The following is a 12,718-nucleotide window of genomic DNA, read 5'->3' as shown; positions in this document are numbered from 1 at the left end:
TATGATAGTCCGCGTCAAGCGCCGGTGCCCGCGCAAGCGGGTGAAACGGGAACGCGGTGAGGGTCGTTCGATCCCAATTCCGCGGCTGCCCCCGCAACTGTAAGCGGCGAGCCGACATCGAAGCCACTGAACGCGAGCGTTCGGGAAGGCGGTGGCGGCCACGACCCGCGAGCCAGGAGACCGGCCGGCGCTTCAACGTAACGTGCGGCGGCGGGTCGGCGGAGGATGTCATTTTACAGGTTCCCCATACGGATTCGGCCGTAACGGTGGCCGAGCACGCGCCGCGCCGCCGATGGCCGGTGGCGACACTGGCGCTCTTTTCGCTGGCGGCGCTGCTGGCCGTGCTTTCGCTGGGCGCGGGGCCGGTCGCGCTTGCGCCTGACACGGTTACGGCTGCGCTGTTCGGCGCGGGCACCGAGCCGCATCGCATCATCGTGCAGGAAATCCGCCTGCCGCGCGCGGTGCTGGCGCTGGCCATCGGGGCGATTCTCGGGCTTTCCGGCGCGGCGCTGCAAGGGCTGTTGCGCAATCCGCTCGCCTCGCCCGCTCTGTTCGGCGCGCCGCAGGCGGCGGCGTTCGGCGCGGTGGTGGTGATCGCCACGGGGTTGGCCGACGCGCTGTCCTTCGCGCTGCCGGTGGCAGCCATCGCGGCGGCGTTCGTGTCCGTTTTCGTGCTGCTCGCGGTGGCGGGGCGCAACGCAAATCTGCTGATCCTCATCCTCGCGGGCCTCGCGCTGTCGGCGCTGGCGGGCGCTGGAACCTCGCTCGCGGTCAACCTCGCGCCGAACCCTTATGCCGCGCTTGAAATCACCTTCTGGCTGCTCGGCTCGCTCGAAGACCGGAGCTTCCAGCATGTCGCGCTGGCGCTGCCCTTCATATTGGCGGGCGCGGCGATCCTCTTCGCCAATCGCAACGCGCTTCGCACGTTGAGTCTCGGCGAAGAGGCTGCGCAAAGCCTTGGCGTGGATGTGGGGCGGCTGCGGCTCGCGGTGATCGCGGGTGTAGCGCTCGGCGTCGGCGGAGCGGTGGCTGTATCCGGCACTATCGGCTTTATCGGCCTCGTTGCGCCGCATCTTGCGCGCCCGCTCCTCGGGTACGACCCGGCGCGGCTGCTGCTGCCGAGCGCGGCCATCGGCGCGGCGCTGCTTCTGGCGGCGGACATCGCCGTGCGCCTCATACCGGCGACAACGGATATAAAAGTCGGCGTGTTGACCGCGATCATCGGCGTGCCGTTCTTTCTTTATCTGATCGTGCGCGACCGCCGCTCGCTGACGGGCGGTCTCTCATGAGCGCGGCTTATCTCTCGGCGCGCGGCCTCGGCGTCCGGCTCGGCGCGCGCGATCTCATTGCGGGTGTTTCCTTCGACCTGCCGCGCGGCTGCCTCGCCGCCGTGATCGGGCCGAACGGTGCGGGCAAGACGACGCTGCTTCGCGCGCTCGCGGGGCTGGTGCCGTCGCGGGGCGAAATCCGTGTCGGCGGCGGCGATGCGGCCGCGCTGTCGATCCGCGAGCGCGCGCTTCGCTTCGCCTATCTGCCGCAGGGCCACGCGGTGCATTGGCCGCTGCCGGTGCGCGACGTGGTGGCGCTCGGCCGCTATCCGCACGGCGCGACCGATCCCGCGAACCTTCCGCGACGCGACGCCGAAGCCGTCGCCCGCGCCATCGCCGCCGCCGATCTCGGCGCGCTCGCCGACCGCCCCGTGACCGAGCTTTCCGGCGGCGAAAAGGCGCGCGTGGCGCTTGCCCGCGTGCTCGCGGTGGAAGCCCCGGTCGTGCTGGCGGACGAGCCTATCGCTTCGCTCGACCCGCGCTACCAGCTCGACGTTATGGCGCTTCTGCGTGAGACGGCGCTCGGCGGTGCGCTGGTGCTCGTGGTGACGCACGATCTCGGACTCGCGGCGCGGTTCGCCGATCGCGTGCTTGTGCTGAAAGACGGACGCCTCATCGAAGCGGGGGCGCCTGCCGCCGCGCTGTCGCCCGAGGTGCTGGCGCATGCCTTCCACATCGGCGCGTTTCGGGCCGAGCATGACGGCGCGCCGGTGCTGGTGCCGTGGGTCGCGCCGTGATCCGCATTTTCGCCGCCTGCGTGCTGCTCGTCGCCTCACTCGCGTCCGCGCGCGCCGCCGACGCCCCGCGCCGCATCGTTTCCATCAACCTTTGCACCGACCAGCTTCTTCTCACGCTCGCCGACAGCGACCAGATCGCCGGCCTCAGCCCCTACTCGCGCGACGCCTCGCAAAGCTGGCTCGCGAAGGAAGCGCGTGCTTTCCCGAAGATGTCCGGCGGGGCGGAGGACGCGCTCGTCGCGGAACCCGACCTTGTGCTCGCGGGGCGTTTTACCAAGCTCGCCACGCGGCAGATGCTGAAAGCGAAGGGCGTGCCCGTTGCGGAGTTCGACGTCGCCCGCTCTCTCGACGACGCGAAAGCGGAACTCCGCCGCATGGCCGCCCTCGTCGGCCATCCCGAACGCGCGGAGCCGCACATCGCGCGGATCGACGCCGCGCTGGCGCGCGCCCAAGCCGCCGCCTCTCGTACGCATCCGCGTGTGCTTGCCGTGTCCCGGCGTGGCTGGGTGTTCGGCGGGGAGTCGCTGACGACGTCGCTGCTGGCTGCGGCCGGTCTCGCGAATGCCGCCGGAGACATGGGCCTTGCTCATGGCGGCTTCGCGTCGCTGGAAGCCATCGTGATGGCGCGGCCCGACTTCATACTCGTGACAAATGTTCGTGATCGGCCGCAGGATCAGGGCGAAGCGCTGCTCGTGCATCCCGCGCTGCAAAAGCTGTATCCGCTTGCGCGCCGCATTGTCATCCCCGAGCGCTTCACGACATGCGGCGGACCGATGCTCGCGGATGCGCTCGACAGCCTCGCCGCCCAGGTTTCGGCAGTCGAGACGAGTATAGCCACGCCTGCGTTTTCGCGGTGAGATTCAACGCGCATCGGGTCAGAACGCCGCGCAAAGCGCCGCGAAAGGCCGCTTGCATTCGTCTCAAGCGGGTGCAATAAGTCGAGTTTGATGGTGCTTCGATGGTCTTGATCATCGAAGATGACAGGTAATCCGGCTGACATTCCATCCACGACATAGAAGGATGGATACTTGGCTTTGCTCGCGCAGGAAAGTTTCCGCGACGAAGCGGCAAGTTTGCCCAACTATTACCTGCCATCGGAACAGACCGAATCCGCTGGAGGGTGGTTCAGAAGCTATGATGACCTTCAACTCTAACGGCCGGTTTCTGATTTGTCGCGGAATCGCCGACGCTTTCTAGGGAGCGTTACTGATGTCGCCGCGGCATTATCGGACAACGGCTTAAATCGGATCATGGCGTAGCTCACGCTTCCGGCTTTGTCCACCCCGCGACATCATCACCCTCATCGAAAGGCGTAGACGGGACAGCGGCCCCCCAAGGAGGCGATGCATGCGGATTGTACTTATCCATCCTAATTATCATTCGGGCGGCGCCGAAATCGCGGGCCGATGGTCCCCCGCATGGGTGGCCTATCTCGCCGGTTATCTGAAAGCGGGGGGCTATTCCGATATCCGCTTCATCGACGCGATGACGGACAACCTCACCGAGGACGAACTTCGCGCGATCCTCGCCGAGGAAAAGCCCGACATCATCGGCTCGACCGCCATCACGGCTTCCATCTATAAAGCCGAGCGCGTGCTTCAGATCGCCAAGGAAGTGCACCCGGACGTGGTGACGGTGCTGGGCGGCATCCACGGCACGTTCATGTATTCGCAGATCCTGCACGAAGCGCCGTGGATCGACGCCATCATCCGCGGCGAAGGCGAAGCGGTGATGCTCAATCTCGTCAAGGCGATCGATCGCGGCGAATGGCCCGACAGCCGCGGCCAGGTGAACGGTATCGCCTATCAGGAAGGCTCGAAGGTCGTCGCCACCCCGGCGGAGCCGCCGATCCGCGACGTCGACACCATCGTCGCCGACTGGAGCGTGCTCGAATGGGAAAAATACATCTACATCCCGATGAACACGCGCGTCGCCACGCCGAACATGGCGCGCGGCTGTCCGTTCACCTGTAGCTTCTGCTCGCAATGGAAATTCTGGCGCGACTATCGCGTGAGAAAGCCGAAGCTCGTCGTCGATGAAATCGAGACGTTGGTGCGCGATCACGGCGTCGGCTTCTTCATCCTCGCCGATGAAGAGCCAACCATCAACCGCAAGGCGTTCGTCGCGTTCTGTGAAGAACTGATCGAGCGCAAGCTGCCCGTGCTCTGGGGCATCAACACGCGTGTGACCGACATCCTGCGCGACGAAGACCTGCTGCCGCTGTACCGCAAGGCGGGCCTTGTGCATATCTCGCTCGGCACCGAAGCGGCGGCGCAGCTCAACCTCGACCTGTTCAACAAGGAAACGACGGTTGCGCAGAACAAGAAGGCCATCGATCTCCTGCGCGAAAACGGCATCGTGACCGAAGCGCAGTTCATCGTCGGCCTCGAAAACGAGACGCTCGAGACCCTCGAAGAAACCTACAAGATGGTTCGCGAGTGGAACCCGGACATGGCCAACTGGTCGATGTTCACGCCATGGCCGTTCTCGGACCTCTATCGCGAACTCGGCGACAAGGTCGAAGTTTTCGACTTCGAAAAATACAACTTCGTGACGCCGATCATGAGGCCGAAGGCGATCGACCGCGGCGAACTGCTCGACGGCGTGATGAAGAACTATCGCCGCTTCTACATGAACAAGGCGCTGTGGGGCTATCCGTGGGTGCGGGGCGACAAGGTTCGCCGCAAATACCTGCTCGGCTGCTTGAAGGCGTTCCTGCTCTCGGCCTACCAGCGGCAGTTCTACGATCTCGGCAAGCGCGGCTACTGGGGTCCGCAGACGAAGAAGAAGCTCAAGTTCGACTTCGACACGTCGCGCACGCTGGAAAAGACGCCCGAGCTTCAGATTTCGTCTAACGCATGGAAATCCGCCCCGAAGCGCAAGGCTGACGCCTCTCCGGTGGCTGCGGCTGCCGCGAAGGTGCGCGGTGACGACGCTAACGATCCGCAGAAGGTCATGGCTTGCGGCGGCGGCGACCAGCAGCTTGACGAAGCGACGATGGCTGCTGCCATCGGCGGCAGCGTTGCGAAGCCGACGATGGACGGAGGCTGCGGTTGCTCGGGAGAATCGAAGCACGAGGCGGCCGAAGCGAAGGCCGACACGCCCGCCAAGGTTTAAAGAAAAGAGAAGCGCCGCGTGAAAGCGGCGCTCACGGGAAGAATTGACGATGGCCGGGGCTCGACCCGGCCATTTCTGCTTCTTGCCGTTCGGATCTCCGTTATCGTGTGTTGAAGTTCCAGTTGCCGAAAGACGCCGCTTTTCGCACAATAAGCCAAATGGCGACGAGCACATGGCGCGCGCCGCGACTATGTCATGCCCGTCGAACCCATCGGGAAGCATCGTGTCTTCTGATTTCTGGTCGCGCAGCTTCGAACGGATCACGCGCCTCTTCGCGCCGCGAACGATCCGCGTCCGCCGCAAGCGAGGCGCGCCGTCGCCTTCCGGGCGCGTGCCGCGTCCCCGCCTCGGGTCGCCCTCAGGCTTTCCAACCATGGGCCGCATGGATTCGGACTGGGAAGGCGAATACGACAACGCGGCCGGCTGCCGGAACACCGTCTACACAGCGCCGCAGACCGCGGTCGCGCCGGAATGGGCAAGCGTTACCATTGGCGTGCTCGGTACACAGCGGCTCGACCGCACCATCGCTTGCATGGCCGCTGCCGCTGGCGCTCAGGTCGCGATACTGGGCGCGCCGCTCGAACCGCGTCAACGCGCCGTCAAGGCGCATCGAGACCCGGCCTCGGTCGTCAAAAGCGCGCGCTACGCCATCCTGCCCGTGGCGACGCCGGGCCACGTCCCGTCGCCAAACGCGAGCTTCGCGCCGGAACGCGCCTATGGCTCGGCGCTCGGCGGCATGAGCGCAGGCGCTCGCCTGATCGCGCCGCGCGCCAATGCCGCGCTCACCCGCCATGCCGCTGCGCTGGGGCTTACCGTTCACGATTATGAGGAAGCGCTCCAGTCGATCCTCGACACCGCCGCCGAGGCCATCGATGAGCTACTGAGCCGCGTCGAGAAGGCCGGGACGCGACTTCAGGGCTCCACCGTTTGCATCATCGCGGGCGAGCGCATCCCCGACCTGCTGGTTTTCCGGCTGTTGGAGGCGGGCGCGCGCGTTCACATAGCAACGAACGAGCGCGGGCTCAACGGCGTCTTCCCCGGCGTTGCCGTGCTCCCGCTTTCGGAATTGCCCGTGCAGTCGCCGAAATTCGATGCGATCTTCTCCACCATCAACGGTCCTGTCGTCGACGCGCGCGAACTCGGCAGCCTGCCGGATCACGCGCTTGTAGTCGACCTCGCCGACCCGCCGGGCAGCGTCGATTTCCAACTCGCCAAGCAGCTTGGCCGCAAGGCGATCTGGGCGCGCGGCATCTTGCGGCGCGTGCCGCCGCTGGATCAGGCCTGTTGGTCCGTGATCGCCGGGCTGATCGCGTCGCTCGAACAGAACGAAGGTTGAGCCGACACGCGATGCGCAAGATTCTCGTCATCGGCATCGGGGCCGGAAACCCGGATTATCTCACCGTGCAGGCTATCGCGGCGCTTAACCGCGCCGACGTATTCTTCATCCCGGACAAGGGCACGGAGAAGGCCGCGCTGCGTCTGTTCCGCGAAGAGGTCTGCGCACGCTTCATCCGCGAGCCGCGTTTTCGCGAAGTCATCGTGCCGATCCCGCGCCGCGCCGAAACCCCCGACTATTGCGCGAATGTGGCAGACTGGCATGCCGCCATCGAGGCCGGTTACGAGCGGCTGTTCGCCGACGAGCTGGGCGAGGACGAGACAGGCGCGTTTCTCGTGTGGGGCGATCCGGCGGTATATGACAGCACGCTTCGCCTTCTCGACAGCCTTCTCGCGAAGGGCGTCGCGTTCGAGCATGAGGTGATACCCGGCATCGGCGCGATTCAGGCGCTCGCCGCGCAACACAAGATCCCGCTGAACCGTATCGCCGAGCCGGTGCTGATCACCACGGGGCGGCGGCTCGACGTGGATTTTCCGCGCCATCCGGGCAGCGTCGTCGTCATGCTCGACGGCGCGGTGAGCTTTACGCGCGTGCCCGAACCGGAGACGGTCGACATCTATTGGGGCGCCTATCTCGGCACGAAGGACGAAATTCTCCTCGCGGGGCGGCTTTCGGAGGTGATGGGCGAGATCGAGCGTCTTCGCGCAGAGGCTCGTGAAAAGCATGGCTGGATCATGGACACCTATCTCATGCGGCGGGTAGGCGGGCAGTCCGGGCAGCCGGAGTAAGCCCTCTGCGCGCCGTTTTCCGCCCCGGATACACCGCCCATGCCGGAGGCGAGCCGATTCGCCGCACCACATTGCCCGCCCGCGCGCCTCGTTTTTTTTCTAGGACAGGAGCAAGCAATCCTTTTCGCTCGAGGTGGGCCGGCCATGTTCGATTACAGGAAGTTTTTGCTGCGTCGCATCAAGCCGCGCGTCGCGGACACCGTCGCCTTGCCGTTCCCGATGAGCGACTGGTCGCGGTTCGAGCGCTTCCTGATCCTCGGCTCGGAGAACGGGCGGTATGTGGCGCGCGAGCGGGCGCTCAACGCCGAGCATATTCCCGCCGTGCTCCGCTCGCTCGAAGTGGGCGGCGTGCATGCCGTTTCGACGCTAGAGGAAAAGAGCCTCGCCTCACGCGCGCCGTCGAATGCGCCCGCCGTCTTCGCGCTGGCGCTCGCCGCCGTTCACGGCAATGCGGCCGTGAAGCGCGCCGCCGTCGCCGCCCTGCCGAGGGTGTGCCGGACGACGGAGCACCTCTTCCAGTTTGCCGAGGCGGCGCAGGGCTTGCGCGGGTTCGACCCGACGATCAAGCGCGCTGTCGGTCTTTGGTATGCCGAGCAGCGAACGGACGATCTCGCCCGGCAGATCGTAACCAGCCGCCAGCGGGGCGGGTGGACGCATCGCGATCTCATCCGTCTTTCGCAGCCGGTCGCGGCGGACCCGGCACGCAAGGCGCTTTACGACTGGGTGGCCACGGAAAAGACAAGCCCGGCGACCCCGTCCGTGGTGAAAGGCTACGTCGCCTTGCTGCATGCGAAGACGGCGGACGAAGCGGCGGCGTTGATCGCGGCGCACGATCTCCCCTTCGAGACGGTTCCGAAGCAGTGGCGGCGCGATGAAATGGTTCTGCGCGCGCTCGTGGAACGCATGCCCGTCAAGACCTTGCTGCGCGAACTCGGCCGCCTTACCGCGACCGGCGTACTGAAACCCTCCGGCGAAGGGCTCAACCTCGTGATGCCGTCGCTGCGGGATATCACGCGGGTCTGGCAATCGCATCTGCATCCCTTTGCGTTCCTTCTCGCGCTCGACGACTACCGAAAGGGGCGCGACGACGCTGAAAAACTCACCTGGGAGCCGCTGCCGCAGGTCGCGGACGCGCTTGAAGCGGCCTTCCACGCGGCCTTTGCGAATGCCGACATCGCTGGGAAGCGGCTGCTGATCGCTGTCGACGGCTCCTATTCAATGGGGGCGAGTCACGTTGTCGGCACCGGCCTGAGCGCGCGCGATGCGGTGGCCGCGATGGCGCTCGTTTCCGCGTCGATCGAGCGCGACTGCCACGTCGCCGCCTTCACGGTGCCGAGCGGATCCGATGAGCAGAAGCTCTTGCCGGTGCAGATGAATGCCACGATGCGGCTGCCCGAAGCCTTGCGCGAAATTGCGAATTACTCATCGGATTCCGTGGATTGCGCGCTGCCGATGCTCTATGCGCTGGAAAACGATCTCAAGGTCGACGCGTTCGTCGTCTACACCGACAGCGAGGTGCGCGCGAAGTCGGTTCATCCGGCGCTCGCGCTGCGCGAATATCGCGCGCGCACCGGCATCCGCGCGAAGCTCGTGATCGCGGGCGTGGCCTCGGGCGGGTTCTCCATCGCCGACACCAACGACGGCGGCATGCTCGATGTCATCGGCTTCAATGAGAAGACCCCGCGTCTGATCGCCGACTTCATCCGGAACTGACGCGGGACATTCAGGCAGCGCAAGCTGGTGTAAAACTCTCGCGAAAACGATCGTCGTGTATGGATTTGGAAACCATACTGAGAAGATGTCCTCGTCCAAGGCATTGGCGCGAGCCGGGCAAAAAGACATGGCTGAGTCACAGGAAGCTGATTGAAACGAGGCTCGAAAAACTGGAGAGCCGCACAACCATTCTGTTCTTTACGCCTTTGCAAGCTTCGTTTACACGAACCTTCGCGATTGCGCCTCATTTGCAACAAATGCCCGAATAGTAGCAATGTGAGTCACCTCCCAAAAAAAGCGGAGCGAACGCACGCCTTGGATTGCAGTTCTAAAATCTTATTTCCAGGATAGTGCTGTCTTGGAATGGTGGCCCGCTCCAAGTCTTAACTCAGGTTGCAATCTGTCGCCTTTTCACGCTTTCCGGTTGCCAAGCGTGGACATATCTGCATTGTTCGCGGCGTCTCAAGTGCCGGTTGCACCAATCCAAATGCGGTAGGCAATGCTCAAAGAGCCCATAGTAAAGACTGTCGATATCTGTTCGCGTCACCCTTGGCGAGTGCTGGCCGCAGCGCTCGTCCTCACCATCATGGCCGGTTATTACTTCGTCACGAATTTCGCGATCAACACCGATATCAGCAAGCTGATTTCGACGGAGCTTCCCTGGCGGCAGCGGGAGGTTGCATTCGCGAAGGCGTTCCCGAAGGTGGAATCCGCCATCGTCGCCGTTGTGGACGGTCCGACGCCGGAACTCGCCGATCAGGCCGCCCAGCGGCTCACACAGCGACTTTCGGAAGAAAAGACCCTCATTCGCAGCGTGCAGCAGCTTACCGGCGGACCCTTTTTCCAGAAGAACGGATTTCTCTTCCTCTCCGACAGCGAACTCAAGAACGCGCTTGGCCAGTTGACGCGCGCGAAGCCGCTGCTTGAACCGCTCGCGGCCGATCCGAGCCTTCGCGGGGTCATGAGCGCGATCACCCTTACAACACAGGGTGTGCAAGGGCGGCAGGTCTCGTTGAACAGCCTCGCGCCGCAATTCAATTCGATGGCGACGGCCATTGAAAACGCCATCGCGGATCAGCCTGCCAATTTCAGCTGGCGCGAGATGTTGAGCGGTGAGGCGTCGAAAACGAGCGACAAGCGACAGCTTATCGAAATCGTTCCCATCCTCGATTTCAACGCGCTTCAGCCGGGCCTTGAGGCTTCCGACGCGATCCGCAAGACGGCGGCGGAACTCGGCCTGCCCGATCAGGGTGTCACCGTGCGCCTGACCGGGCCTGTGCCCATCTCCGATGAGGAGTTCGGCACGCTCAAGGAAGACGCGGGGATGCACGGGACGCTGACCATCCTTTCCGTGCTCATCATACTCTGGCTTGCGCTTCATTCCGGGCGGATCATCTTCGCCGTGTTCGTCTCGCTGATCGTGGGGCTTGCGATAACAGCCGCTCTGGGGCTGGCCGCCGTCGGCTCCTTCAACCCGATCTCCGTCGCGTTCTTCGTGCTGTTCGTCGGCATCGGCGTGGATTTCGGATTGCAGTTCAGCGTCGGTTATCGCGCGGAGCGTTTCGAAAAAGACGATTTGCAGGGCGCGCTGAAGGCAAACGCATCGCATCTCGGCAGCCGCCTCGCGCTCGCCGCCATGGCGACGGCCGCGGGCTTCCTCGCCTTCACGCCGACGGCCTACAAGGGGCTATCGGAACTCGGCCTCATCGCGGGCATGGGCATGTTCATCGCCCTCCTGACGAGTATCACGGTGCTCCCCGCGATGCTCCGGTTGATGAACCCGCCCGCCGAGCCGCATCCGCTCGGCTACGCATTCCTGAAGCCGGTCGACGAGTTTTTGGACCGCAACCGCATGATCATTCTTATAGGCACCTTGTGCGTCGTGCTCGCCGGGTTGCCGCTTCTCAACTGGCTGCGGTTCGATTTCAACCCGATGAATCTCCGCAGCCCGAAAGTGGAATCGGTCGCGACCTATCTCGACCTCAAGAAAGATCCGGAAACGGCGGGCCGCACGATCGAGGTGCTTACCGCCTCCAAGGAAGAGGCCGACGCGCTCGCGAAGAAGATTGCGGCGCTGCCCGAGGTGGCCCGCACCACGACGCTCAGTTCGTTCATCCCCGAGAATCAGAACCAGAAGCGCGCGTTGATCGCTCAGACCGCCACGACGCTCGAAAGCGTGCTGAAGCCGCAGCCGAACCAGCCGGCGCCGACCGATGCCGAACTGGCGGAGAAGCTGGAAGGAACCTCGAACCTCCTCAGCGTGATCGCAGCGCGGGTGCGCGGCCAGAAGCAAGGCGTCGAAGCAGCCAAGCGGCTTTCGGATGCGCTCGCCGCGCTGTCCAAGGCTTCGCCCGAGGCGCGCGCGCGCGCCACCGCAGCGCTGGTGGACCCCCTCAACATCACGCTCAACACCCTCAGGGCGAGCTTCGATCCCGGAACGGTGACGCTCGCCGCGCTGCCGCCGAACCTCGTCTCGGACTGGAAGACGGCGGACGGTCGCGTGCGCATCTCCGTTTCGCCGAGCGGCGATTCGGAAGACAACGATGTTCTGCGCCGCTTCGTCGGTGAGGTGACGGCCGTTGCACCGAACGCTACGGGCGAAGCCATCGGCATCCAGGAAGCGGGAGACACCATCGTCAACGCGTTCCTTGAAGCCGGCTTCTGGGCGCTGACGTCGATCTCGATCCTGCTTTTCATCTTCCTGAGGCGGGTGCGCGACGTGGCGCTGACATTGTTTCCGCTGCTGCTGGCCTGCGCCGTTACGCTGGAATTGTGCGTGATCCTCGACCTGCCGCTGAACTTCGCGAACATCATCGCGTTGCCTCTGCTGCTCGGCGTCGGCGTCGCGTTCAAGATCTATTACATCATGGCGTGGCGCGAAGGGAAAAGCGGCCTCCTCGCCTCGCCGCTCACGCGCGCTGTGTTCTTCAGCGGCATGACGACGGCGGTGGCGTTCGGAAGCCTCTACCTTTCGAAGCACCCCGGCACGTCAAGCATGGGCGAATTGCTGGCCCTGTCGCTCGTGACGACGATGGCGGCAGCGGTGCTGTTTCAACCGCTGCTGATGGGGCCGCCGCGAAAGGTGGAAGAGGGAGAAGCGGAAGGGAAGAAGGCGGATGCGAAGCGTCCGGCCGCCTATCTTGGAAGTTCGGAACACACGGCCTGATCGGTCAGCGCGCCTTTCTGTGGCGGCATCTCGACGCGAGTCCAGTCCTGCCCGCCGCAGATCCACCCGCCGAACACGCAACCTTCGATGCGCAGCACGTCCGGGCTCGAAAGGCTGATGTGCGAGATGTAGCTTGCTCCCTCCTCGGCATTATACACTTCGCCGTCGAAGCGGCCCGGATAGTCCGCCGAGGGTTTCATCCCGAGGAGGATGGGCATGCCGAGAACGGACCGGGTCCGCTTCGCCGGATCCGGGTTCTTGGTGTCGAAACCCGGTTCGGCCTTCGTCCACGAGATGATACCCCAAACGCCGTCGGCGCAGGATACGATGCGCACCTGGGCGTTGCCGTCCTCGACCAGCCATTCACCCAGAACCGACGGAGCCGCGGGCGCGGCCGGTGCCGACGGTGCGGCCTTGGGTGCGACGGGTTTCGGCTGGCCGAAGGCGGGACCGGCAATGAGCAGGCCGGCGACCGCAGCGAGATGAAATACCTTCATGAATTTTGACTCCAATCCGTTGCCTGCGCGCCTCAT

Annotated in this window: 9 protein-coding genes and 1 riboswitch; of the genes, 8 read left to right on the top strand and 1 reads right to left on the bottom strand. The window is 64.6% G+C overall.

What is annotated here, in order from left to right; translation table 11 throughout:
• The first annotated feature begins 5 nt into the window (after window positions 1-5).
• Window positions 6-204, top strand: a riboswitch (cobalamin riboswitch).
• 62 nt (window positions 205-266) lie between these two features.
• The 8 genes from KKP04_RS01870 (at window position 267) to KKP04_RS01835 (ending at window position 12,185) form a co-directional block, all read left to right on the top strand.
• Window positions 267-1,289, top strand: a complete 1,023-nt coding sequence (locus KKP04_RS01870) for an iron ABC transporter permease (RefSeq protein WP_215025833.1) — start codon at window positions 267-269, stop codon at window positions 1,287-1,289.
• Window positions 1,286-2,065, top strand: coding sequence for an ABC transporter ATP-binding protein (locus KKP04_RS01865; protein ID WP_215025831.1), 780 nt, complete (start codon window positions 1,286-1,288; stop codon window positions 2,063-2,065). The genes KKP04_RS01870 and KKP04_RS01865 overlap by 4 nt, the downstream gene beginning before the upstream one ends.
• The gene (locus KKP04_RS01860; RefSeq protein WP_215025828.1) at window positions 2,062-2,922 is read left to right on the top strand and encodes an ABC transporter substrate-binding protein; all 861 of its coding nucleotides are present in this window, start codon (window positions 2,062-2,064) and stop codon (window positions 2,920-2,922) included. Before KKP04_RS01865 ends, KKP04_RS01860 begins: the two co-directional genes overlap by 4 nt.
• 490 nt (window positions 2,923-3,412) lie before the next feature.
• Window positions 3,413-5,182 (top strand): magnesium-protoporphyrin IX monomethyl ester anaerobic oxidative cyclase, encoded by a 1,770-nt coding sequence (gene bchE, locus KKP04_RS01855; protein WP_215025812.1) that lies wholly within the window; start codon window positions 3,413-3,415, stop codon window positions 5,180-5,182.
• Between the two features lie 223 nt (window positions 5,183-5,405).
• Window positions 5,406-6,518: a hypothetical protein gene (locus KKP04_RS01850; RefSeq protein ID WP_215025809.1), complete on the top strand. Its 1,113-nt coding sequence runs from the start codon at window positions 5,406-5,408 to the stop codon at window positions 6,516-6,518.
• Window positions 6,519-6,529: 11 nt separating this feature from the next.
• Window positions 6,530-7,306, top strand: a complete 777-nt coding sequence (gene cobF / locus KKP04_RS01845) for a precorrin-6A synthase (deacetylating) (protein ID WP_215025807.1) — start codon at window positions 6,530-6,532, stop codon at window positions 7,304-7,306.
• Window positions 7,307-7,450: 144 nt separating this feature from the next.
• Window positions 7,451-9,019, top strand: a complete 1,569-nt coding sequence (locus tag KKP04_RS01840) for a TROVE domain-containing protein (protein ID WP_215025804.1) — start codon at window positions 7,451-7,453, stop codon at window positions 9,017-9,019.
• A 499-nt stretch (window positions 9,020-9,518) separates the two neighbouring features.
• The gene (locus tag KKP04_RS01835) at window positions 9,519-12,185 is read left to right on the top strand and encodes an MMPL family transporter (RefSeq protein WP_215025802.1); all 2,667 of its coding nucleotides are present in this window, start codon (window positions 9,519-9,521) and stop codon (window positions 12,183-12,185) included.
• Here KKP04_RS01835 and KKP04_RS01830 read toward each other — a convergent pair.
• Complete coding sequence (locus KKP04_RS01830) at window positions 12,155-12,682, bottom strand: DUF2147 domain-containing protein (protein WP_215025799.1); 528 nt, start codon at window positions 12,680-12,682, stop codon at window positions 12,155-12,157. The genes KKP04_RS01835 and KKP04_RS01830 overlap by 31 nt on opposite strands.
• Between the last annotated feature and the right edge of the window lie 36 nt (window positions 12,683-12,718).

This window comes from Rhodomicrobium sp. Az07 (assembly GCF_018619475.1).
Taxonomy (GTDB): Bacteria; Pseudomonadota; Alphaproteobacteria; order Rhizobiales; family Rhodomicrobiaceae; genus Rhodomicrobium.
This window is presented reverse-complemented; position numbering and strand designations above follow the sequence as displayed.